The organism is Alloalcanivorax xenomutans (genome assembly GCF_032810065.1).
Taxonomy (GTDB): domain Bacteria; phylum Pseudomonadota; class Gammaproteobacteria; order Pseudomonadales; family Alcanivoracaceae; genus Alloalcanivorax; species Alloalcanivorax xenomutans.
Window position 1 is genome coordinate 3,507,833 of sequence record NZ_CP136538.1, and the last position, 23,310, is coordinate 3,531,142.

At 62.0% G+C, this 23,310-nt stretch carries 23 protein-coding genes and 1 tRNA gene; 12 read left to right on the plus strand and 12 right to left on the minus strand.

Annotated features, from left to right (window positions below; translation table 11 throughout):
- The 4 genes from RYH70_RS16065 to RYH70_RS16080 form a co-directional block, all read right to left on the minus strand.
- A complete protein-coding gene (locus RYH70_RS16065; protein WP_317009400.1) occupies positions 1 to 1,347 on the minus strand; it encodes a DUF3999 domain-containing protein in 1,347 nt (448 codons plus the stop codon).
- On the minus strand, positions 1,347 to 4,115 hold the full coding sequence (locus RYH70_RS16070; protein WP_317009401.1) for a DUF2339 domain-containing protein: 2,769 nt from the start codon (positions 4,113 to 4,115) through the stop codon (positions 1,347 to 1,349). Before RYH70_RS16070 ends, RYH70_RS16065 begins: the two co-directional genes overlap by 1 nt.
- Positions 4,116 to 4,158: 43 nt before the next feature.
- Complete coding sequence (locus RYH70_RS16075) at positions 4,159 to 4,512, minus strand: hypothetical protein (protein WP_031228653.1); 354 nt, start codon at positions 4,510 to 4,512, stop codon at positions 4,159 to 4,161.
- Positions 4,513 to 4,724: 212 nt separating this feature from the next.
- Entirely contained in the window at positions 4,725 to 5,000 is a 276-nt protein-coding gene (locus tag RYH70_RS16080) for a YrhK family protein (protein ID WP_022996297.1), read from the minus strand.
- 108 nt (positions 5,001 to 5,108) lie between these two features.
- Between RYH70_RS16080 and RYH70_RS16085 the strand changes: the two genes are divergently transcribed.
- Complete coding sequence (locus RYH70_RS16085; protein ID WP_051414191.1) at positions 5,109 to 5,648, plus strand: cytochrome b; 540 nt, start codon at positions 5,109 to 5,111, stop codon at positions 5,646 to 5,648.
- 4 nt (positions 5,649 to 5,652) lie between these two features.
- Here RYH70_RS16085 and RYH70_RS16090 read toward each other — a convergent pair whose 3' ends face one another.
- On the minus strand, positions 5,653 to 5,925 hold the full coding sequence (locus RYH70_RS16090; RefSeq protein ID WP_026948566.1) for a hypothetical protein: 273 nt from the start codon (positions 5,923 to 5,925) through the stop codon (positions 5,653 to 5,655).
- A gap of 163 nt (positions 5,926 to 6,088) precedes the next feature.
- Between RYH70_RS16090 and RYH70_RS16095 the strand changes: the two genes are divergently transcribed.
- Positions 6,089 to 6,853, plus strand: coding sequence for a Crp/Fnr family transcriptional regulator (locus RYH70_RS16095; protein WP_316308786.1), 765 nt, complete (start codon positions 6,089 to 6,091; stop codon positions 6,851 to 6,853).
- Here RYH70_RS16095 and RYH70_RS16100 read toward each other — a convergent pair.
- Both RYH70_RS16100 and RYH70_RS16105 read right to left on the minus strand, forming a co-directional pair.
- Positions 6,842 to 8,638: a hybrid sensor histidine kinase/response regulator gene (locus RYH70_RS16100; RefSeq protein ID WP_055100880.1), complete on the minus strand. Its 1,797-nt coding sequence runs from the start codon at positions 8,636 to 8,638 to the stop codon at positions 6,842 to 6,844. The two genes, RYH70_RS16095 and RYH70_RS16100, sit on opposite strands and share 12 nt — an antisense overlap.
- Before the next feature lie 38 nt (positions 8,639 to 8,676).
- Positions 8,677 to 9,369, minus strand: a complete 693-nt coding sequence (locus RYH70_RS16105; protein ID WP_316308787.1) for a response regulator transcription factor — start codon at positions 9,367 to 9,369, stop codon at positions 8,677 to 8,679.
- 318 nt (positions 9,370 to 9,687) lie between these two features.
- Here RYH70_RS16105 and RYH70_RS16110 point away from each other — a divergent pair, with 318 nt between their 5' ends.
- The gene (locus RYH70_RS16110) at positions 9,688 to 9,942 is read left to right on the plus strand and encodes a hypothetical protein (RefSeq protein ID WP_317009402.1); all 255 of its coding nucleotides are present in this window, start codon (positions 9,688 to 9,690) and stop codon (positions 9,940 to 9,942) included.
- Between the two features lie 143 nt (positions 9,943 to 10,085).
- Positions 10,086 to 11,114 (plus strand): hypothetical protein, encoded by a 1,029-nt coding sequence (locus RYH70_RS16115; RefSeq protein ID WP_317009403.1) that lies wholly within the window; start codon positions 10,086 to 10,088, stop codon positions 11,112 to 11,114.
- A 126-nt stretch (positions 11,115 to 11,240) separates the two neighbouring features.
- On the opposite strand, the gene RYH70_RS16120 is transcribed toward RYH70_RS16115, so the two are convergent.
- From RYH70_RS16120 to hemA, 4 genes are read right to left on the minus strand one after another with little or no spacing between them, the layout of a single operon-like run.
- Positions 11,241 to 12,002: a HesA/MoeB/ThiF family protein gene (locus tag RYH70_RS16120; protein WP_317009404.1), complete on the minus strand. Its 762-nt coding sequence runs from the start codon at positions 12,000 to 12,002 to the stop codon at positions 11,241 to 11,243.
- A gap of 42 nt (positions 12,003 to 12,044) precedes the next feature.
- Positions 12,045 to 12,866: a peptide chain release factor N(5)-glutamine methyltransferase gene (gene prmC, locus RYH70_RS16125; protein WP_026948562.1), complete on the minus strand. Its 822-nt coding sequence runs from the start codon at positions 12,864 to 12,866 to the stop codon at positions 12,045 to 12,047.
- 3 nt (positions 12,867 to 12,869) lie between these two features.
- Positions 12,870 to 13,967: a peptide chain release factor 1 gene (gene prfA, locus RYH70_RS16130; protein WP_022996306.1), complete on the minus strand. Its 1,098-nt coding sequence runs from the start codon at positions 13,965 to 13,967 to the stop codon at positions 12,870 to 12,872.
- A 43-nt stretch (positions 13,968 to 14,010) separates the two neighbouring features.
- Positions 14,011 to 15,276 (minus strand): glutamyl-tRNA reductase, encoded by a 1,266-nt coding sequence (gene hemA / locus RYH70_RS16135; RefSeq protein WP_026948561.1) that lies wholly within the window; start codon positions 15,274 to 15,276, stop codon positions 14,011 to 14,013.
- A gap of 231 nt (positions 15,277 to 15,507) precedes the next feature.
- On the opposite strand from hemA, the gene RYH70_RS16140 reads away from it, so the two are divergent.
- The 7 genes from RYH70_RS16140 (at position 15,508) to pth (ending at position 21,272) form a co-directional block, all read left to right on the plus strand.
- Complete coding sequence (locus RYH70_RS16140; RefSeq protein ID WP_317009405.1) at positions 15,508 to 17,229, plus strand: tetratricopeptide repeat protein; 1,722 nt, start codon at positions 15,508 to 15,510, stop codon at positions 17,227 to 17,229.
- Positions 17,226 to 17,786 (plus strand): lipoprotein insertase outer membrane protein LolB, encoded by a 561-nt coding sequence (gene lolB, locus RYH70_RS16145; RefSeq protein WP_022996309.1) that lies wholly within the window; start codon positions 17,226 to 17,228, stop codon positions 17,784 to 17,786. The genes RYH70_RS16140 and lolB overlap by 4 nt, the downstream gene beginning before the upstream one ends.
- A complete protein-coding gene (gene ispE / locus RYH70_RS16150) occupies positions 17,783 to 18,664 on the plus strand; it encodes a 4-(cytidine 5'-diphospho)-2-C-methyl-D-erythritol kinase (RefSeq protein WP_022996310.1) in 882 nt (293 codons plus the stop codon). The genes lolB and ispE overlap by 4 nt, the downstream gene beginning before the upstream one ends.
- A 12-nt stretch (positions 18,665 to 18,676) precedes the next feature.
- Positions 18,677 to 18,752, plus strand: a tRNA-Gln gene (locus RYH70_RS16155).
- A 51-nt stretch (positions 18,753 to 18,803) separates the two neighbouring features.
- Positions 18,804 to 19,763, plus strand: a complete 960-nt coding sequence (locus RYH70_RS16160) for a ribose-phosphate pyrophosphokinase (RefSeq protein WP_022996311.1) — start codon at positions 18,804 to 18,806, stop codon at positions 19,761 to 19,763.
- Positions 19,764 to 19,980: 217 nt separating this feature from the next.
- Positions 19,981 to 20,628, plus strand: coding sequence for a 50S ribosomal protein L25/general stress protein Ctc (locus RYH70_RS16165; RefSeq protein WP_022996312.1), 648 nt, complete (start codon positions 19,981 to 19,983; stop codon positions 20,626 to 20,628).
- 59 nt (positions 20,629 to 20,687) lie between these two features.
- Positions 20,688 to 21,272 (plus strand): aminoacyl-tRNA hydrolase, encoded by a 585-nt coding sequence (pth, locus tag RYH70_RS16170; RefSeq protein ID WP_022996313.1) that lies wholly within the window; start codon positions 20,688 to 20,690, stop codon positions 21,270 to 21,272.
- 25 nt (positions 21,273 to 21,297) lie between these two features.
- Here the strand turns inward: pth and RYH70_RS16175 are convergent, their stop codons facing one another.
- Positions 21,298 to 22,032, minus strand: a complete 735-nt coding sequence (locus RYH70_RS16175) for a glutathione S-transferase family protein (protein WP_231504685.1) — start codon at positions 22,030 to 22,032, stop codon at positions 21,298 to 21,300.
- Positions 22,033 to 22,197: 165 nt separating this feature from the next.
- Between RYH70_RS16175 and ychF the strand changes: the two genes are divergently transcribed.
- On the plus strand, positions 22,198 to 23,289 hold the full coding sequence (ychF, locus tag RYH70_RS16180) for a redox-regulated ATPase YchF (protein WP_055100885.1): 1,092 nt from the start codon (positions 22,198 to 22,200) through the stop codon (positions 23,287 to 23,289).
- The last annotated feature ends 21 nt before the right edge of the window (positions 23,290 to 23,310 follow it).

Here is a 23,310-nt window from a genome sequence, read left to right on the forward strand (position 1 = left end):
TCAGCGGTTATCCAGCTTGCGCAGCAAACCCACCGCCATGGCGACAACCAGGACCGCGCCCAGGATCAGAATCCCCCACAATACCATCCGCCGTATCGGGGTTTGCTTCGGCGGAGCCCGCAAAGCCGCGTCGCCCCCCAACTCGCGCCGTTGCTTCAGTTCCGCCCGCGCGGCCGCGGGTTCATCCCCCAGAGCAGCGCAATCCAGCACCTGGGCGGGCGCGGCCCGGCGGCTGCCATAGGCCAGTAGGAAGGGCCCTTCCCCCTGGGCCAGGAAGCCCAGCCTGATCGGCGGGTACCCCAGTTGCAACGCGGGGGGTTGTCCGGACAACACTTCCCCACCGGACAACACTTCCAGACGCCATAGCCCATCACTCGTCGGGGTCATGTGCCGAGCTTCGGTAGCACCGGTCTCCGGACCCGAGGTGACCGGGCCCTGAAAACGTTGCCGCCAGACGGCTATTTCGTCGGCACGGGAACTCAACCGCACCTCGAGAACCCGATTCGGCCCCGGCAGGGTCAATCGCCATTGCCGCGCTGGCGCGGGGCGGGAACTGTGGAACCGGCCATCAAGGGCATCGCCCGCGCTCCGTTCCGTCTCCGCCCATATCAGGGGAACGGATTCCACCTCGGTGCGCGTGGTCAGAATCTGTGCGCCGTGTAACCAGTCCCGGGCCCGCTCATCCTCGGGGATCAGGCGCAGAAACCGGTAGCGATGCTCCGGCAACGCCACGGCAACGGTCTCCAGCGCCTCCCCGTCCAGCCGCAACAATGTGGTTCGCGTGACGACGGTTCTCCATTGATCCAGATCGTCGCTGGCGGCGATGCGAATCGGCAGTTCCTGCCGTCCTTCCGGGGAGCGCCAGCGCCAGTCCAGTCGAATTCCGGAGATGGCCTGTTCCACCCCACGCGCATCCACAATGTATTCAAAGGCACCGGCCTCCGCCGATGCGCCCTCCTCCGGCTCCGACCGCTGCCAGCGCATGCTCAGCCCATCGGCGGTGTCGATGGCCAGTTGACCGCCCAGATGCTCGGCCGGGCGGCGCCCCGGTGGCAGGCCGTACAACGCCGCCGGATGCGCCACGGTGTTTTGCTCGGTCTGATCCTCGATCTCACAGAAAGCGTGCTGCACCACACCGCCGTCACGATTGAAGACCCTGACATCACCGAGATCGGCCCGGGTGCTGACCTGATAAACCGGTTCCGGCAAGGACAACTGATAGGCCCGCCCTTCCCCCACCGGCGTGATCGGAATGCCCTCGGCGAAATCATCCGGTAGCGGCGCCGCCAGGGTAGCGGAACCATAACCGAGCGCGGCGATGAAACAAGGCAGAATCCAGAGACGCATCAGGAACACTCCTTTCCCCGGGGCGGCAATGGCGAGAAATAGCCGACAACCAGCAGTATCAGCCCGACGCCCAGGAACGAGACGATACGGGCCAGGGTTTCCGTGCCCGCCATATCGATGAGAAACAGTTTCACCACCACCACGCCCAACAGGGCCACTCCCAGAATCCACACGGGGCGCCATCCTTTGCGGGTGGCAGTGATCATGGCGGCCAGCCCCAAAAGCGCCCAGAACAGGGACAAGGCCATTTGCACTGTCACCGAATGCACTATTCCGGCGGCATCAAGCGGGGTGCCCACGCCATAATGCAGAGCACGCACCAGGGCGGCGCTCAACCACAGGAAAACCAGTGCCGCCAGCATCGATACAGCGGGTACCGGATACGGCCGGGGCGTCTCCCGCCACCAACCGATAATGGCCAGCATGGTCAGCGCCACGCTGATATCCAGAGGATTAAGTAACGGCCAATACGGCAACGGCGACGGAGCACCGTTGTGGAACAGATTGATCCAGATCAGCCAGCCGACGGCCAACGCCGCCAGGGGCAGGGCCCCTGGACAGCGGTACGCCGGCGCATGCCGCCGCCAGGGCCAGACACCCGGAGAGCGGGCACACAGAGTGATGAGCGCCGCTGGCACCAGGCCCCAGGTGAGCACCGGCCAGACGCCATCAAGCACATTGCCGATCCGCCACGACAACTCGGGCAACAGCACCAGTGCCAGACTCCATAGCCCCAGGGCGTGCAGCCAGGGGGTCATCGCGGCCAGCAGCGTTTCCTCTCTGCGGTCCCGCAGCCACAGTGTGTGGTAATACACCAGCCACAGCGCCGGCCAGCCCCACAGAGCACCGTCCGCCAGTGGATGAGGCAGGGTCAACAACGTCAGGCTGGCAATGGCGACAAAACCCGCGCCCAGCCAAGGCGCGACGCGAATGCTGGTTTCCCAGGCCAGCCACCGTCCGGCCCAGGTCAGCAGTAGGATGATCAGGGTTGGCACCAGCAGTAACCAGCCCGCCTCGCTATGGAAGGGAGCGTACTCGCCCACTTCCGCGCCACCGGCAAACAAAGCCCAGAACACCGCCCACGCCAACAGGATTTGGGCGCTCCCTCGTTCGTAGGCGGCCCGCGCCGCGCCCAGCCGGGACAGAAACACGCCGCTCGCATATCCGGCCACCGCCAATCCGAACGCCGCCATGAAGACTCCGTTGAAGAGCGGCATGGTTGGTTGCAGGTAATCCGGCATGGCGATCAGCAGCTGCCCGGCCGCCAGCACTTGCAACAGCACCCCGAAAGCCCGCGCCAGTTTTCGCTTCTGACGCACTCCGAGCCACAACAGCCCAGCGCCCTCCACGGCCCAGATCGCCGCGGTGGCACTTCCGGACAGCGCCAGCGGCACCGTCAGACTGCCAAATATCACCCCCAGAGCCGCAAAGGCCTCGGCCAGCAGGCGCCATTCCGATCGGCGCCGATAAAACAGAATCAGTGCCAGCCACAGGTAAAACAGCGCGAAAGCCAAGGCGCTCCAGGCCAAGGCGTAGGACAGATGCGAAACCAGGGAAGCGTGCAGACCGAAAGTGACCACCGGCAACCCGAACACCAGCGTCCCCGAGACATACCCCAGATCGGCCTTCGCCTGGCGCCGGGCAAACAACAGGGACACCGCCACATACATCAAGAAGAAAAGGCCCAGAAACAGATCCGTGCTGATCAGGTGCTCCCGCGAATAGCCCCCTCCACGCCACAGAGCACTGATGCCGAACGTGAACAGGAAGCCGAGCAGATTGAGCTGACGCCAGGCCCGGAACCAGGCCACCAGGAAAACACCCAGATTGAGCACGGTGTAATAGCTGAACAGAGAGATATGGCTGCCTGCGCCGCTGGATGTCAGCAGCGGCGCCAGGAAACCGCCGGCAAAGCCGATTACCGCCAGAATCAGCGCATTCTGCGCCACCGCCAGTACCGCAGCGGCCAACGCCACCACCACCATTAGGGAAAACGCGAGCCCGGACGGGATCACCGAGAACAGGCGGAAAGCGGCGTACAGGGTCAGATACAGTATCGCCACGCCGCCGCCCTGCAGAATCAGCGCATAGCCCACATGCCGGATGCGCAGCCGCCAGCCCAGCCCCAATAACGCCATCCCCAGTACCGCCACCGCCGCCAGCCGGACCTCCAGCGGAAACAAACCGCTCTCCGCCGCGTACTTGGCCAACAGCGCCGCGCCGATAAACAGCACCAGAACGCCCACGCGGGCAATGGTATTGCCGCCTTTCAGCCAGGCACCGATGCGCTGAAAGCCCCGTGAAAACAGGGACGGCTCTGGCGGGGCAAGCGGCGGTCCGGGCGGCGGCTCCGGTTGCGGTTGCCTTGGTGGCTGCCGTGAGGGCGGTGATTCTGGCGGACGAGGCACTGGCGTTTCCACGGACGTCGGTGCCGGCGCCGCCTCTGATGGCAATGCGGCGCGAGACGAAGGCACCCCATCAGCCGACGCCAGCAATGCCCGGATCCGTTGTTCGCTGGCCGTCACCCGGTCCCGGATCAGCACCAATAGAACAATGGCGAAGCCGGTCAGTGCTCCGAGGGTACCCAACACCGCGAACAAGATGCCCGCCGCGATCCAGGACCCGCTCAGAACTCCCAGCAGCATCGCCACGAAGGCCATCACGGCCCCACCCGCCAGCGCGCCAGCCAGTGCCATGAATACCATTGATGCAAGCGGCCAGCGGGGTATACGGTTCGGGCTCATGGCATCCTCATCCTTTGTGGTCATTCCATTTCCGCCCTTCAGGTTCTTTGCCTGGTCTCTTCAGGTGTTACGGGAATTGCTCGCCGCATTCGTCCAGGATATCACCGACAAGATCCTCCACGGCCACCTCTTGGCCCTCTTCGGCCAGGTCTTCCGGATTGTCGGGCAATTCATAGACCCGACGGACCATCTTTTCGAATAGCGCCTTCTCCACGGGCGTTTCCGTATTCTCTTTCTCCAACTCCTCCAATACCCAATTCAGCGACTGGCCGTCTTCATAGCGCAGTGAAGCAACAATAAAAAAGCTCATCTCCAGCCGGTCACAAACCGGCCACTCACCACCATGAGGAGGTGGCCGGGTGGCCTGAACGGAAGCGCTCAAAAACACTATTAACAGGAAAAGAAGTCGGATTCTTTCCATCACATCCTTGCTCCCTGGCTCTCGGTTCCCTGTACTGCCTCCATCGTACCTGACCCGGGCACTTCCCGCCGGCTTGGAGAGTGCGGCCCCAAGGGGGATCGTTTCTGACAATTCTACAAAACCATGGCCATGCCAAGACCAGACAATATGAGGTTACAAACTTTTGCCCCCGGCTCTATCTTTGCACACTGTGCCCCGGTCGGATCCGCATCTCATTCCTCCCATTGATTGCCCGGCAAACGTTTCAAGTGAATATGCCCGCACAAACGGATCGTGGGCCGGATCAAGAACTGGAAGCTACCCACCACGAACAACCACGCTGCCGGCGTTTCCATGCTGGGGTATAGAAAAAAGATACTGCCCAGTAGAAACCAAATGGCGATGAGGAAATCATTGGCGATACTGAGCGTTTCATAACGGCGGCGGATCACCAGCTCCTCATGCCCGAGATGTACGGTGAGAGGGTTATCGACACGGCTTTTATACATGATCAACTCCATGGCATAGCCCCGGTGATATAGGATTCATTGATATAAATCAAACCACCCTTGTTGGATTCAAAAGACACTCCTGTTTTATCCGTACGGGAGACGAGCATGGCAACGAGTACCGGTTGGCACCGCACCCTCAAAGGGGTGCACTGGCTGGTCGCCATTCTTCTGGTGATGACTTGGGCCTCGGTGGAGTTGCACGAGTTTGTGGAGAAGGGGGCACCATGGCGCGACCGCTGGGTAATGCTGCATATTTCCTTTGGCGTCACCGTGCTGATCCTGATGCTCTTCCGGCTGTACCTGCGGGTCCGTCACCCCACGCCACCGTTTATTGGTGCGCCTTGGCAGCGCGGGCTGTCCCAACTGGTGCACCTTGGGCTCTACCTATCCGTGATCGCCATGCCCATAGCGGGCTTTCTGATGCGTCAGTTCGCTGGCAAAGGCACCATGATTTTCGGGCTTGGTCCCATGCCTCAACTACTGACGCCCAACGCCCAAATAGCCGAAATACTGGCCTGGTTGCACAAGGACCTGCTCTGGTATGTGCTTTTAGCCCTGGTGGGCATCCATGTGGCCGGTGCCCTTTGGCATCATTTCATCGACCATGACGACACGTTGCGGCGGATGGCTTCACCGCGCCGGTGACGGATCAGCCCGCTATAAAGACACCAATCAGCAACAGCGGCAACAATAGCGGCGTCAGCGCCCACCAGGAGGGCCAGCGCCAGAGCCACAGCGCGGTGCCCAACAGCACCAGTGACGTGGGCAGCCAGATAACGACGCCCAGCATGCGCCAGGCCAGACAATCGGAGCGGGACGGACAATCCCCCATTGTTATCATCCCCACCGCAATCAACCCCAGTCCCAGCAGGCCCAGGGTCGCCAGTAACACCACTGTCATCATGCGGATCCGGTATCCCACGGCACTCCTCCCTGACTTTTTTTGTCACTTTGCACAGTATTGTGCCTGCGTTCACGTCTATCCATAACGCTCAGAGGCGATGATTAAGGACATTCGGGAATGGCACGACCCCTGCTTGATCAACTACAGGTTACTTTTCGGCTACCGTGGACGAAAGAACACCATGATGACACTTGGCGACCCTCTTCCCGGCTTTGCCGCGCTGGCACGGGACTACAAGCGACTGGGCAGTGAACTGACCGTGGCTCTGGCGGATCTGGCCAGCCCTCGCCCTCAACCTCCGGTGGACAAGATGCCGCTCCACGAAGAATGTTTGCATGTGGTACGTGGTGGCATGGTGGTGGCCCGTCACGGCGAAAGCCCCCTGTTCCTGTGTGATGAAGGAGACGTGCTGCCACGGGATTCGGGACTGAGCTACAAGGCGGATAGCGCCGTGCTGCTGGCCGCCTATCCCTGGAAGATCGTGCTTCAGAGGTTGCGAAAAGAGCCCCATCTCGCGGCTTTATGGGAGCGCCTGCGGGATCTGAGGGAACGTCTTCTGCTGCACATGCTGGCGGCCAGAGTCGGAGAAGACCACCACGCCCACTCCGCCTTCGTCTACTTTCAACCTGGAGAGGTACTGATCCGTCAGGGGGAGCATGCCACTGACGTCTATCACTTATTCGAAGGTGAAGCGGATGTGCTGGTGGATAATGTGGCCGTGGGCCGGGTTGGCGAGGGCGAGGTACTGGGCGCCATCGCCGTGCTTACCGGCTCCTCGCGCAGCGCCACGGTACGGGCGCTCACCCGCTGTTCCGCGGTGCGGGTGCCCGGTAGCCAGTTCCATCACCTGATCCGGGCTCATCCCACCCTGATTCAGAGGTTGATGACCGATATGGCACGGCAAATCACCCGGCTCAATCATCAGGTGGTGGCCCTATCCGGCTGACTCGGAGCGATCACTTTCGGTGACTGCCTCCGCCGGTTCGAGCCATTGCGACAACACGGCATGCAGTTGCGGCGGTTGTAGAGGTTTACGCAGCACCAGATAGCCGTCCCGTTCCGCCTGCTCCAGCACGGGGGAGTGAAATTCACCGCTGACCATGGCCCCACCGGATTCCGGGCACGCTTCCAGCAGCGCCTGAAAAACTTCGAAACCACTTTCTCCGGAGCGCAATCTTTGGTCACAAAGAATGGCCTGAGGTTGAAACCCTCCACGCAACAACGCAAACGCCTCGGCACCGGACGCGGCACAGCGAACCTCCACGCCCCAGGCTTCCATCAGGCTCTGCCAGGCTTTGGTGACCAGCGGATCGTCGTCGATGACCAGGCAACTCCCCGTTAACGGCACGAGTCGGGTCAATGACGAGCGCATGGCATTGCCCGATACCATATGCCCGGTTTTCATTTGCTTCATCTCTGGCAACGACAACCAGAATCGGGATCCTCGCCCTTCCACGGAATTCAGACCGTAGCCGGCACCCATTATTTTTGCACTGCGTGCCACCATCGCCAGTCCGAGGCCGTGGCCGGCGCTGTCGATTCCCCAGGAATAAGCATTGCGATAGAACTGCGTGTAAATATTCTTTTGTTCCTCCAGCGCCACACCGATTCCGGTATCCCATACTTCCAGCAGCCAGCTCCCCTGACGGTGGCGTACCGACAGCAGCACACCACCTTGGGGGGTATAACGCAAAGCATTGTGGGTGAGATTGATCAAACAGCGGCGAATCAGACTGGCGTCGCCCAGAACCACCGCCTCTCTGCGGGCGATGCGAATACGCAGATCCAGGCCACGGCTGTTGGCTTCCTCGCGAAACGTGGTCGCCACGTCCTCGACGATGGCGTCCAACAATACCGGTGTGCGTTGCGCGGTAACCGCGCCGGTTTCCATTTTCGAAAGGTCCAGCAGCGAATTGAACATCAGATCCACCGAACGCACGCTCTGTTGCAAATCCCGAATCGGTTCCCTGAGCGTTTCATCGCGATTGCGATGTGCAATGGCCTGAATCAGAAACCCCATGGCATGCACCGGTTGGCGCAAATCATGACTGGCGGTGGTAAGAAACCGGTTCTTGTCCTGCAGGGCCTGCTCCGCTTGTTCCTTGGCGTCGCGAAAACGCTTCGCCAGGGCGGCACTGTCTTCTTCCAGTTTGATCTGCTGCACGAAAAAACGGTGGGAGGTCACCCCGTGACGGTACATGGCGATACCGAACAGCACCGCCATCGGCAAAACGAAATGCCAATGCTCGGGAACCGTCCAGGGCATCATTAAAACCACCGGCACCCAGCAACACAGGAAAAACCGCAGGAACACCCCCCACACCGGGGTCTGATGCGTTGCGTTGGCGGCGATGGTACCGGCGAAGGTAATGTGCAGCACGGCGGCAAACTCAAACGTCACCTTTCCCGCCGTCAGGAACACCACCAAGGCCAGTCCGAAGCCATGCAGAACAGCGATGCGCTTGACCACCGGCAGCCATTTTTCCAGCACCTTCTCGCTATCAAGAGACGCCCTATCCGCCAGGTAACGCCGACGCAAAACGAACAGCAGCCAGACACCCAGCAAGTACGCGGCCAGCTCCACAAGCAACCAGGAAATGTCCTGCCCGAGAAGATAAAACCAAATGATAAAGGCCATGCCCGCGAATGGCGTTACCGAAGCGCTGTAAAACAGCCTGACACGAGTAATGTCCAACAAGCGGGCGCGGCCATCGGCGCTCAAACTGGCCATGGAAGGTGCCACGGTGTTACCTCTGGCGGGCCGGGCGTTCATAGCCGCAAGCGTCGACCGTGCAGCAATGCGATCGCTTCCACCCGATTACTGGCGCCGAGTTTCTGCAGGATGGACGACACATGTTCCTTCACCGTTTGCTCGGTGACATTGAGCGCCATGGCAATCCGTTTATTAGGCAGTCCCTTAAGCATCATCGCCAACACCTCGCCCTGGCGCCGGGTCAATCCCAGATCCGCCGGACTGATCAGCAGTTCACGACGGGACCGGAGTATTGCCGCCGACGCCGGGTCCGCATCCGCGAACCAGGTTTTCCCCCGGCGCAACGCCGCCACCGCCCGGGCAAAGGTCTCCGGCGATTCATTCTTATGAATGAAACCGTGAGCGCCGGCGTCCCGTGCCTGAGCGTCGATACCGACCCCATCATCACCACTCATGACCAATAGACGGGTTGCGGGACAATGATCTGATAATGCTTTCACCAGAGGCGGCGCGGCGCCATCGGCAAGCCAGAAATCAATAATGACCAGATTGGGCGCTCCGTTATCGGCGATAAATGCCATGCAGGCATCACCATCCGCGACGCTGTGCACGGAACGATAGCCGCAGTGTGAGATCAGATATTCCGCGACACCGCGCATCACCAAAGGGTGGTCATCCACCACCAGGGCGTACCCGGTGTTTCCCTTCCCTTCTTCCGGTTTCCCGTGAAGCCCTGCTTCCTCATTCATTCGCCGTTCCATCCTAGGCCATTGGCGACGGCTGAAAACCCTACCACGGTAGGGTGGTTCAGACCGGGCACCGGCGATAGCTTTCATTTACCCGGGAGACAACACCCTGAAAGCTGCGCAGGGAACACATTGATGGGAGTGTTCCCTTCCCCGAGAGCCACGGCAAAGCAACCCAGCGTATTGTCCCCATTTTACGACACCCGGCGTCGGAATCGGTATGGGTTCTCCGCGTCGGTGACTATTTTTGCCAATTGTCCGGAGGGCGCGACCATTCCGGACCTCTTCTATGAACAACGGTTAACCGTACGGAGACCGACAATGACACTTAAATCCCTGCTCATCGCCTCCTCCGCCGCCTGCGCACTGGCTTTCTCCGTGAACGCCCAGGCCGGCTTCCTCGACAAGATGAATGACGCCCTGGACAAGACCTCCAACGCCATCAACAAGGTGCAGGAAACTTCCGACAAGGCCACCAACGCCGTGAATGGCACGGTTAAATCCGTGCAGGACACCGGCCAGGCGGTCCAGGACACCAAGGATGACATGACTTCCATCGGCAAGAACGACGACTGATTGCCAAATCCGGCAAATCGCTATTCGACCGACCCTCCCGGGAGCGCCGGATCGGGGAGCATCGTTTATTACAGTTTCGTTTCCTGGCGCCCCTGGTCTGACGGCAGGGGCGCCCAACACGATGCATGAACAAGGATGCTGTTATGTTCAAACGTACCTTTACATTCCTTTTCGTTTCGTTATTTTCCATCACTCTGGTCGCCTGTGGTGGCGGAGGCGGAAGCAGCGGTGGCGGCGACAATAACGGCGGTGGGGACAACGGTGGGGGAAATGGTGACGGCGGTGGCGATGGCGGCGCCAGCACATACCACTATGAATTTCTTCCTGGAACCCAGTTCAGCGAAACGCAATTCATCAATATGGGTGCCGAAGGCTATGTTTTCCTGGGGCCAGTGAAATTTGGTTCCGACGTGGATGTGGGGGGGCTGCTGTTCGGCCGCCAACAAGATGCCACCTATGAGTACCGGATCAGTCCGCAACAACCCACGCTGGACCAGTTCGTGGCCGAGGCCAATGCTCAGGGACAAGAGGGTTTTGCCCTGAGTGCTCCTTATATCAGTCTGTATGGCGACACCACCATTCAAACCGTCTACATGCACCAACAAGGCACTAATACCACCTACGAAACCAAGGTGACGCCGGGTCTTGCAACCAGCGCCTCGGCACTCATCGACGCGGCTAATGAAGAAGGAAAGGACGGTTATCTGCTCCTGGGCCCCATCACGGATGGCAACGGCAATGCCGGCTACCTCTGGCAGCGCGCCGTCAATGGCACGACCCGTTACAGCTACCGGTCGACGCCAGCCGACTATGAAGAAACCGAGGAAGAGTTCCTGACCGCCGTCTCCGAACAAGGCGATCAAGGATACCTGTGGATTTATCCTTTTGCGTTCGTCAATACCAACGGCGCAGCGGAATTCGCCAATCTCTACATCAAGGATGAAAACAGCCAGGCCACTTTCAACTATGAGCTAATGCAGTCGGCGGACACTTACACGGAGGTGGTGGCGGATGCCAACGCCAAGGGTGCGGAAGGGATTTACTTCTTCGGCTTCGTGGCCTTCATCAGCAATGATCCGGTCAACGACCCCACTGGTGAACGGCTGCTGTTCGTCACCCCGGAAAACTGCTCCGGCAGCCCGTTGTGCGCCTTTCCGACCAAGGTGCTCTGATCCGTAATCGTTGAGCATCCCCTCCATTCGCGGCCAAAGCCGCTTCCCACGGTGACTTTGCAGTTCCCGCCGTGGGAAGTCGCCTTGGCTGCGAATACAACGCCAATCCATGTCTCCGGAGTCTGATCATCCGTCTTCCCCGGCGACGGGATCGCCGCACACCGGGCAATGCGGGTCCTTGCGCAGTGCCAATTGCCGCCAGCTCAGGGCTCGGCCATCGAAGGCGTGAAGTTGCGGAGCCACCGGCTTGCCAGTAAGCAAATGCATGGCCAGCAGCGCCTGCAGGGTGCCCACGGTACCCACCACCGGTCCCAGGATTCCCGCCTCACTGCACAGCAAATCGCCCTCGGTACCGTCACCAAACAAACAAGCGTAGCAGGGGCTGCCGGCTTGCCGCAGATCGAACGCGGCGATTTGCCCTTCCAGACGAATGGCGGCGCCGCTTACCAGCGGTTTACGATGACGCACGCAGGCGGCGTTGACCGCTTGCCGGGTAGCAAAGTTGTCGGTGCAATCCAGTACCAGGTCCACTTCCGCCAGCTGTTGATCGAGCCAGCCAGCGTCGACACGGGCCACCACTGGCGTGACCGGCACATCGGGGTTCAACGAACGTAATTGCGCCGCCAGGGCCGGGGCTTTTTCCTCCCCCACCTGATCGGCGCGGAAAGCCACTTGACGATGCAGATTGGAGACTTCCACGCGGTCGTCGTCCACCAGCAACAACCCACCGACGCCAGCGCCGGCCAGATACAGGGCTGCCGGGTTGGCCAGACCGCCGCACCCCACCAACAGCACCCGGGCGCGGCTCAACGCTTCCTGACCCTGCAGATCGAAATCCGCCAGCAGCAGTTGGCGGCTGTAGCGCATTAACTGGTCGTCGTTGAACATGGTGCCTCCGCCTGTCGTCGGCTCCGGCCAGGGGCCGCGCCGCTATTTTTGCCCTAAAGTAACGCGATCCTGTCCTCCCAGATCGCGGAGCGTCTCCACCTCGCCATACCCCCGATCCTGCAAAAGGGTGCGAACCGCCTCTCCCTGATCATAACCATGCTCCAGCACCAGCCAACCGCCTTCCACAAGACGCGTTATGGCCTGATCGGCAAGCACGCGAATATCCGCCAGCCCCCGTTCCGCCGCCACCAGCGCGGTACGCGGTTCATGGCGGACATCGCCTTGCCCCAGATGCGGGTCTTCGGGATCGACATAAGGCGGGTTGGATACGATCAACTCAAACGGGCCTGGCAACGCCGCCAGCCAGGTTCCGCCGACGACTCCGACTTCCGCGTTCAGAGCTCTGGCATTGTCCTTCGCCACCCGCAGGGCGGCATCGCTGATATCCACCAGCAACACTGACCAGGCAGGCCTTTCCAGCGCCAGAGTAATACCGATGGCGCCAGTGCCGGTGCCCACATCCACCGCCCGCAACGGCGATTCCGGCAGCCGTTCCAACACGATGTCGATGAGAGTTTCGGTATCCGGGCGCGGGATCAGCGTATCCGGGGTAACCTTGAACAGCCGCCCATAGAACTCCCGCTCGCCGATCAGATAAGCCACCGGTTCACCGGTTTCACGGCGAGCCAGCAATTCCAGGAAGCGCCGCTGCTGGGATTCGCTCAGGGTCCGCTCCGGCCAGGTGAACAGATAGGTGCGGGATTGGGCCAGCACATGGGACAGCAGACACTCGGCATCCAGCGCCGCACTGGGCGAGGACCGCAAACGGGAGCGGGCCTCGCGCAACGCCTGATCGATGCGCACCGGTTACTCCGCGCCGCCGGCGTCCGCCAGCGCCGCCAGCTGTTCCGCCTGATGTTCGGCGAGCAGAGCGTCCAGCACTTCGTCCATGTCACCGGCGACAATTTCGTTGAGACGGTACAGGGTCAGGTTGATGCGATGATCGGTGAGGCGGCCCTGAGGGAAATTATAGGTGCGAATACGCTCGGAGCGATCACCGGAGCCTACCAGGGATTTACGCTGAGCGGCCTGTTCCGCTTGGGCGGCACTTTCGCGAGCGTCCAGCAAACGAGCTTTCAGCAGGGACATGGCCTTGGCCTTGTTTTTATGCTGGCTGCGTTCGTCCTGACACTCCACCACCACCCCGGTGGGCAAGTGGGTGATGCGTACCGCCGAGTCGGTGGTATTGACGTGCTGGCCGCCGGCGCCGGAGGAACGATAAGTATCGATGCGCAGGTCTTCGTTGCGGATCTCGATATCACCGGCCTCCTCGGCCTCCGCCATCACCGCCACGGTACAGGCGGAGGTGTGGATACGGCCCTGGGATTCGGTGGCGGGTACACGCTGTACCCGATGGGCGCCGGATTCGAACTTGAGACGGGAATAGACGCCATCGCCCATCACCCTCGCGATCACTTCCTTATAGCCACCGTGTTCGCCTTCACTGGCGCTTACCGTTTCCACTTTCCAGCCCCGCTGGTCAGCGTAGCGGGAATACATGCGGAACAGATCGCCGGCGAACAAAGCCGCTTCATCACCGCCGGTACCGGCGCGGATTTCCAGGTAAACCCCGGCGTTATCGCGGGGGTCCTTGGGCAGCATGGCCCGTTGCAGATCGCTTTCCAGTTGCTCCAGACGCGCCTGCCCCTCGCGCAGTTCCTCTTGCCCCATGGCGCGCATTTCCGGATCGCTGTCCTCGGCGAGCGCGCGGGCTGCGTCCATATCCGCCTCGGTGGAGCGGTACTCCCGGAATCCCTGCACCACCGGTTCCAGCTCCGCGTATTCCTTGGAAAAGGCACGGAAGCGTTTCTGCTCGGCAATGACGTCCGGATCGGACAGCAGGCCGCTCAGTTCCTCGAAACGTTCCGTCAATTTCTCGAGCTTGGCGCTCAGCGAAGCTTTCATAGAGGTTTCCGATGTTGAAAAAGAGGGACCGGGCGACGCGGCGTCAGGTCTGATCAGGCTCGTCGCCGAGCAGCAGTTCCCGGGCGGTGCGCAGATCCTCCACACGACCTTCGGCGGCCATCCGCCGCAGTGACACGCTGGGCTGGTGCAGCCATTTGTTAACCAGGTTGTGCTTGAAGCGGCGCAGGACATCCTCCGGATCCGCGCCGTTCCGCAGCTGCGACAGTGCGCGCTCCAGTTCCTGGTCCGCCAACGCCACACGCTGTTGCCGGTAATCCCGCAACACACCGGCGGCGCGTTGCTCACGGCGCGAACGGCGATGACGGTGCACCGCCTCGCGAATCAGCTCACCGGCCTCGCGCGCGGCTTCCTGACGGGCACGTACATTTTCCTCGATGGCTTCCTGAAGGTGATCCACCGTATATAAATAGACGTCGTCCAATTTACCCACTTCCGGCTCGATATCCCGGGGCACGGCAATGTCCACCATGAACATGGGGCGGTGCCGGCGCCGTTTCAGAGCGCGTTCCACCGTGCCCTTGCCCAGCACCGGCAGTGGCGAAGCGGTACAGGAAATGACGATGTCCGCGTGCTCCAGCGCCACCGGCAATTCTTCCAGGCCGATGGCGCGCCCGGCCACCTCGGCTGCCAGCTCACTGGCCCGATCCAGTGTCCGGTTGGCAATAACGATCTCCCGCACCTGCTGTTCATGCAGGTGCCGGGCCACCAGTTGGATCATTTCCCCGGCGCCGACCAACAAGGCCCGGCTCTTCTTCAGGTCGGAGAAAATGTGCCGGGCGAAGGAAACCGCGGCGTAGGCCACCGACACCGGGTTGGCACCTATACCGGTTTCGGTGCGAATACGTTTGGCTACCGAGAAAACATCCTGGAACACTCGTCCCAGATCGCTGTTAAGCAGGCCGGCCTCGTGAGCACGAGCGTAGGCTTCACGCATTTGCCCGAGAATCTGAGGTTCACCCAATACCAGGGAATCAAGCCCGCCGGCCACGCGCATCATATGTTCCAGCGCCTGCTCGTCCCGATACTGGTAGACCACGTCCCGCAGCCGCTGCGAGGGCATGCGCCGGGCACGGGCCAGCCAGTCGCTGAAATCGGGGATGGGGCCGTCCACCAGGCAATAAAGTTCGGTGCGATTACAGGTGGACAATAGCGCCGCTTCGCGAACGCCGGGCAGCTCATCGCGCAAGACGGCCAGTACCTGGTCGGCCTGATCCGCTGAAAACGCCAGTTGCTCGCGCAACTCCACGTCCGCGGTGGTGTGATTGACCCCGACTGCGAAGAGATTCATAAGAAACAAGGACGACCCGGCCTGGGTTAGCTACACGCGCAAGGGCCACGCATTTTGCGCGAAAGAGCACGCGGAAACAATGTTATAACCCGGGCGCCGCGGCCACCAGCCTCACCGGTGCCCTCATCAGCACGGCTCCGGAGGCCTTCGGGTCGCTGCCGGTCCGCCCCTTGGGTGACGCAAATGTCTGTGCCATGATAGCCGCTCACCCGTGCCGTGACAGCGAGTTCGATGAAACCACGTTCGCCGTTTTATGCCGCGATCCCGCCGCTGATCGCCAGCTTCTTACTTGGCGGTTGCGCCAGCCCGCCCCCCCGGGTCGAGGATCCCGCCGCCACCGCCGAGCCCGCGCCCCCCAAACGGCCGATCGAGTACAACGGCACCGATATCGGTGACCTGCTGGTGGCGGAAACCGCCGCCCAGCGCCAGGCGCTGGATTTGACCCTGGATTACTACGCCCCGGTGGCGGAGCGCACCGGCGACCCCGGGGTGCTTGGCCAGGCCACCCAACTGGCCGCCTATCTCGGCCACTTCGAGCAGGCCCGGGTACTATCCAGTCAATGGCTGCGGCATTCCCCCCAAGACCCTGACGCGCTGCGCCTGGCCGCCCTGGCCGACATCCAACTTGGTGACGGCGACGCCGCGGCGGCTCATGTGGACCAGTTGGTGGCCCATCACGGCACCGAAGCCTTGATACCGCTGGTGGCGGAGGCTCAGAACCTGGACCAGCAAGGCAACCGCGAATTACTGCATGCCCTGTCCAGCCTGGCCGGCCGTTATCCGGAACATGCCCCACTGTGGTACGCGCGGGCTCTGGAGCGGCGCGAGCAAGGCGATCTGGAAGGGGCCATGGAGGCCACCGACAAAACCCTCAAACGCAACCCGGATCATGACGAAGCACTGCTGCTCAAGGCCCAGCTCTGGCACGACATGGGCCAGCAAAAGCGCGCCCAGCGGCATCTGCGCAAGATCGTCAAAAAAGCACCGGAGCAACGCCGTTACCGCCTGGCCTATATTCGTGTGCTGCTGGCCGATGGCGAGCATGAACGCGCCGAGGAGCAACTGGAGATTCTCGCCGCCCAGGACCCGGACGACCTGGATCTCCAGTATTCCCTGGCCCTGATGGCGCTGGAGTCCGGCGCCGCCGAGGTGGCACAGGAGCGCCTCCAGGTCCTGCTGGATCAGGGTTACCGTCCGGACGAGGTACGTATGCAGCTGGCCCAGGCGGCGGAACAACAGGGCGTGCCAAGCCAGGCCATCGACCTTTATATGCAGGTACAGGGCCCTCAGACCTTGCCCGCCCGGGTCCAGGCGGTACGGCTGATGTACGAGCGCGGCCAGACCGCCAAGGGCCACGCCCTGATGACCAGTCTGGTGCAACAGCATCCGGCTCACACTTCTCTGCTGTACGTCACCGAGGCGGAGATCCGCACCGATACCGGCGACGTGCCCGGAGCCATGGCCCTGCTGGATGAAGCGGTCGGCGAGCAACCCGATGACCCCGATCTGCTGTACGCCCGCGCCATGACCGCCACCTTGCTCAAGGATTGGGACCAGGCCACCGGTGATCTGCGCAAGGTGCTGGCGCTGAGACCGGACAACACCGATGCTCTCAATGCCCTGGGCTACACCTGGGCGGATCTGGGCATCAATCTGGATCAGGCCCACGACATGATCAGCCAGGCCCTGGAACAGGAGCCGGATCATCCCGCTATTCTCGACTCCATGGGCTGGGTGCTGTTCCGGCTGGGGCGTCCTCAACAGGCGTTGGAGTATCTGCAGAGGGCCTACGCCCAGTTTCCGGACGCCGAGGTCGCCGCCCATCTCGGCGAGGTATTGTGGAATCTCGGTCAGCGCAACAAAGCCCGCACGGTCTGGCGCGACGCCCTCGCCGACGACCCGGAGAGCGAACTGCTGCACGGCACCCTGCAACGCCTGGGAGTGTCATTATGATTCGCGTCGCCGCCGTGGCACTGGCCTTGCTGCTGGCCGCCTGTCAGCAGCAGCCGGTCAGCACTGATTTCACCCGTCCCGACCAGATCCTGAAGTGGCGCATGTCCGGCAAACTGGGCTACCGCACCGAAGCTGACGGCGGCTCCGCCACCTTCGACTGGCATCAGACGCCACGCCAGGGGGAGATCCAGTTTTCCGGCCCTCTGGGTTTCGGCAGCGCCGAACTGCGCTGGGACCCGGGACTGGCCCACCTGCGCACCGCCAAGGGCGAATGGCAGGCCCGCACCCCCGGGGAGCTGGCTTGGCATCTGACCGGATTCTGGTTGCCAGTATCGGCGCTGGAGTACTGGAGCCGCGGTCTGGTCTGGCCGGGCGCGCCGGCGCAAAGCGACCGTGATCAAGCCGGCAATCTGATCACCCTGAATCAACTCGGCTGGCAGCTGCAATTCGACCGTTATCAGCCGGTGGGCCGGGTCACCCTGCCTCATCGCATCAAGGCGGAGCAGGACGGTAACCGGTTCACCTTGTTGATCCGCGACTGGCGCCCCCTGCCATGACCACCTTCGATTTGCCGGCTCCGGCCAAGCTGAATCTGTTTTTGCATATCACCGGGCGCCGGGCGGACGGGTATCATGAGCTGCAAACCCTGTTCGTGATGCTGGACCATGGCGATCGCCTCCACTTTGAACCGCACTCTCATCTCGACTTTCAGTGTGACGATCCCGATTTGCCCACCGATGATGACAATCTGGTACTGCGGGCCGCCCGGCTTCTGCAGGAGCACACCGGCTGCCGCCAGGGCGCGCGCCTGCGCTTGCAAAAACGGCTGCCAGCCGGGGGCGGTGTCGGCGGCGGCTCCTCCGACGCGGCCACCACCTTGTGCGGTCTGAACCTGCTTTGGGATCTGAACCTGGAAGAGGCGGAATTAATCACTCTGGGGCTGAAACTGGGTGCCGATGTGCCGGTGTTCGTGGCCGGCCACAGCGCCTGGGCGGAAGGCGTCGGCGAGCGCCTGACCCCGGTGTTCATGCCCGAGGAATGGTTTCTGGTGGTGCATCCCGGCATTGCCGTTCCGACCGCTCGAATTTTCAGCGACAAGGAATTGACAAGGCACACACCCCCCATTACAGTACCGGCCTCGCTGGACAGGGGCTCCTTGGACAGTCTGCAAAACGACTGTGAAAGCGTGGCCAAACGGCACTTTCCGCCCATAGCGGAAGCCCTGGACTGGCTCCAGCGAGAAGCGGGCAACGCCCGTATGACCGGCACCGGCGCCTGCTGTTTCGCACGCCTTGCCGGTGAGCAAGCAGCCCGGCAATTACTGCCGAGGTTGCCACAGCACTGGACAGGTTTTGTGGCACGAAGCAAACAAATCTCCCCACTCCGGGAGGCACTGGCAACGCTTCGGGCCAGACAGAATTCAGGAACGTCCTGAGCAAGTTAGTGTTGGGGTATCGCCAAGTTGGTAAGGCAACGGGTTTTGATCCCGTCATTCCCAGGTTCGAGTCCTGGTACCCCAGCCATCTTTCCTGTAGTACTTCAAAACGGTACTTTCAACATCCTAGGGGACGCCAGTGTCCAAACTCGTCATCTTTTCCGGTAACGCCAACCCGGTTCTCGCCGACGCCATGGCCAGACACCTCAGCCTTCCCCTGGGTGATGCCGAAGTCGGCACCTTCAGCGACGGCGAAGTCGCGGTGGATATCCAGGAGAATGTGCGCGGCAAGGACGTGTTCATCGTCCAGTCCACCTGCAATCCCACCAATAACAACCTGATGGAAGTGCTGGTGATGGCGGATGCATTGCGCCGCTCCTCCGCCGGCCGCATCACCGCCGTCATGCCCTACTTCGGCTATGCCCGTCAGGATCGCCGGGTGCGCTCCGCGCGGGTACCGATCACCGCCAAGGTGGTGGCCGACATGATCACCGCGGTGGGCATCGACCGGGTGGTGACGGTGGACCTTCACGCCGACCAGATTCAAGGCTTCTTCGATATCCCGGTGGACAACGTGTACGCCACGCCGCTGTTCGTGGCCGATATCGAGCGCCAGAAGTACGACGACGCCATGGTGGTGAGCCCGGACGTGGGCGGTGTGGTTCGCGCTCGCGCCCTGGCCAAGCAGCTCAATGACCTGGATCTGGCGATCATCGACAAGCGTCGCCCGAAAGCCAATGAATCCCAGGTCATGCACATCATCGGTGAAGTCGAAGGCCGCACCTGCATCCTGGTGGACGATATCGTCGATACCGCCGGCACCCTGTGCAAGGCGGCCCAGGCCCTGAAAGACCATGGCGCCGCCAAGGTCTACGCCTACTGCACCCACGCGGTGCTGTCCGGCCCGGCCATCGACAACATCCGCAACAGTCCGCTGGATCAGCTGGTGGTCACCGACAGCATCCCGCTGTCCCCGGAAGGCGAAGCCTGCCCCAACATCCGCGTGCTCAGCCTGGCGCCGATCCTGGCTGAAACGGTACGCCGGGTGAACAACGAGGAGTCCCTCTCCGCCATGTTCGACCGCCTGGAACTGGTGTGAAGGCAGCCGACAGTTGATGGTGGACAGTTGACAGCGAAAAGATAAAAAGAGGCCGCCCGATGGGGCGGCCTCTTTCGTCGCGGGCCGGGGCATCTGGCGTCCGGCGGGCTTTTCCGGCATAATCCGCCCCCTTCCGGCCCGTTGCCGGTTTTATTCGACTGATCCCTCCCGGTGCGCCTGGTCGCGGGGTGCCGCGGAGCTTTACTGGAGAACACTCATGAGCAATGAGTTTGTACTGAACGCTGAAGCACGCAGCGACAAGGGGAAAGGTGCGAGCCGCCGCCTGCGTCGTCTGCAAGACCGGGTTCCCGCCGTTCTCTACGGTGGTACCGCCGAACCCGCCATGTTGTCCCTGGAAATGCGCGAACTGCGTAAAGCCCTGGAAAACGAAGCCTTCTACAGCCACGTGCTGACCCTGAAACTGGAAGGCAAAGAGCACCAGGCGGTACTGCGTGATCTGCAGCGCCATCCGTCCAGCGGCTTTCCGATCCACGCTGACTTCCTGCGCGTGGACACCAGCCATGCCATCACCATGACCGTTCCGCTGCACTTCATTAACGAAGAAACCTGCGTGGGCGTGAAGAAGGAAGGCGGTGAAATCCACCACAACGTATCCGAGGTTCAGGTCAGCTGTCTGCCGCAGGACCTGCCGGAATTCATCGAAGTGGACATGGCCGAGGTGGCACTGGAGCAGGTGGTTCACCTGTCCGATCTGGTACTGCCGAAAGGCGTGACCCTGGTCGAACTGAGCCACGGCGAGAGCCACGACCAGCCGGTTGCCGCGGTGCACAAGCCGAAAGTGCGCGGCGGTAGCGACGACGCCGAAGAAGGCGGCGAAGCGGAAGAAGGCGAAGGCCAGGAATAACCGGCCCGAGACAAAACGGGGGCCTCGGCCCCCGTTTTTTATGATTTCAGGATAGGGACATGGCACCGGTTCGACTGATCGTCGGCCTCGGCAACCCGGGGCAGGAATACGAGCAGACCCGCCACAACGCCGGCGTCTGGTACGTGGACGCGCTGGCCCGCGCCCATGGGGTTCACCTCAACGAAGAAAAGAAGTACTTCGGCGTCACCGGGACTTTTACTTTCGAGGGCGAAACCATTCGCCTGCTGGTCCCCACCACCTTTATGAACCGCAGCGGGCAGTCCACCTCCGCCCTGGCCAACTTCTTCAAGATCCCCACCGAGCAAATCCTGGTCGCCCATGATGAACTGGACCTGCCACCCGGCACCGCCCGTTTCAAGCAAGGCGGCGGGCACGGCGGCCACAATGGCCTCAAGGACATCATCAGCCGCCACGGCAACAACCGGAACTTTTACCGGCTGCGCATCGGCATCGGCCACCCGGGCAGCGCCCAGCTGGTCACGCCCCATGTGCTCAACAAACCCTCCACCGCTGACCGTACGCTTATCGAACACGCCATCGACGAAGCGGTGCGTTATACCCCCGATTTGCTGCGCGGCGACCTTAACAGCGCCATGAACCACCTGAACGGTTTTCGCGCCTGACCGCCGGCCCCAAGCCAGCCTCCCATTATCTATCGCGCAGGTAGCGTTCCTTCACCCATTGCCCGGCAGGGCGTTCACGGACCAACCGGAACTGATGCCGGACCGGCTCCGGCAAGCTGGAAACCTCGATCCCCTCCCAGGGGGTGCCGGCGATCCCCATCATCGGCGCCAGCAGACTGGCGGCGGTAATATCCGCCAGCGTCAGACGATCCCCGACCAGATAGTCTCCCCCGTTTTGTACCAGCAGCGTCTCCACCAGGGTCAGACCGTCCTCCACCCGCTCACCGGCATAAACCACCGATTTCGGATTGATGGCGTATTTGCGGCGGATGGCTTCACGCAATGGCGGCGCCAGCAATCGCGTTATCCAGGGGGCCATTCCCGCCGGCGCCAGCAGTAACTCCATGGTTTCCGGGCGATCCAGCACATGCCCGTACATCCAGGTTCGCAGATGGACACCCAGGCGATCGAACTGCTGCTCCAGTTCAATGACCCGGTGACGCAGAGCCGCGTCCTCGGGAATCAGGGAGCGCTCGGGATAGTACTTTTCCAGGTAGTAGGCGATTTTGGTGGAATCCCCCACCCTGCGCTCGCCGTCGCGCAACACCGGCACGGTACCGATCCGGGCCAGCCAGCGGGTCCGTGGCCAGTGCGCCCCGGGCAGCAGGTCACGGGTCTCGTAGGCCAGTCCCTTATGCTCCAATTGCCAACGGCTCTTCTCGCAGTAATGGGATATGGGAAACTGGTAAAGGATACGCATGATCATCAGACTCTTGGTTTTCTGACCGACCAGTCTAGCGGCGCCCCACGGCCGGCCTCCCGGCGCCAGCGCCTGGCCGCCCCGGCTCCCTGGCAACCCGCCGGGACGGTCGCTTTTTGCCGACGGCTTGAGTAGCATTGCGCCCTCGAACGTGGAGGTATGGCTATGGGTATTCAGTGCGGCATCGTGGGACTTCCCAACGTGGGTAAGTCCACTCTTTTCAACGCCTTGACCAAGGCGGGCATCGACGCCGAAAACTTCCCTTTCTGCACCATTGAGCCGAACACCGGCGTGGTGCCCATCCCCGACCCACGGCAGGACAAGCTGGCCGCCATCGTCAACCCGGAACGGGTGCTGCCGGCCACCATGGAATTCGTCGATATCGCCGGCCTGGTCGCCGGCGCTTCCAAGGGCGAGGGCCTGGGCAACCAGTTCCTGGCCAACATCCGGGAGACCGACGCCATCGCGCATGTGGTGCGCTGTTTCGATGACGAGAACGTGATCCACGTGGCCGGCAAGGTGTCCCCCCTGGATGACATCGCCGTCATCAACACGGAACTGGCGCTGGCCGATCTGGACACCGTGGAACGCGCCCATCAGCGCGCCACCAAAGCCGCCAAGGGCCAGAACAAGGAAGCCCAGGCGCTGTTGCCGGTACTGGACAAGGTGCTGCCGTTACTGAACGAAGGCGAGCCGGCCCGGGCCGCCGAACTGAGTGACGACGAACGCAAACAACTGCGCAGCCTCAACCTGCTCACCCTCAAACCCACCATGTACATCGCCAACGTGGACGAGGACGGCTTCGACAACAATCCGCTGTTGGACGCGGTACGGGAACTGGCGGAAAAGGAAAACGCTTCGGTGGTGCCAATCTGCGCCAAGATAGAAGCGGAAATCGCCGAGCTGGACGACGATGAAAAAGCCGACTTCCTGGCTGACCTGGGCATGGAAGAGCCCGGCCTGAACCGGGTGATCCGCGCCGGCTACAGCCTGCTGGGTTTGCACACCTATTTCACCGCCGGCAAGAAGGAAGTACGCGCCTGGACCGTCAAGATCGGCGCCACCGCCCCGCAAGCCGCCGGCGTCATCCACACTGACTTCGAGAAGGGCTTTATCCGCGCCGAAGTCACCGCCTACGACGACTACGTCGCCTACAACGGCGAACAGGGCGCCAAGGACGCCGGCAAGTGGCGCCTGGAAGGCAAGGAGTACGTGGTCAAGGATGGCGACGTGGTGCACTTCCGCTTCAACGTCTGATCCTGCTTGCTCCGCGCCACA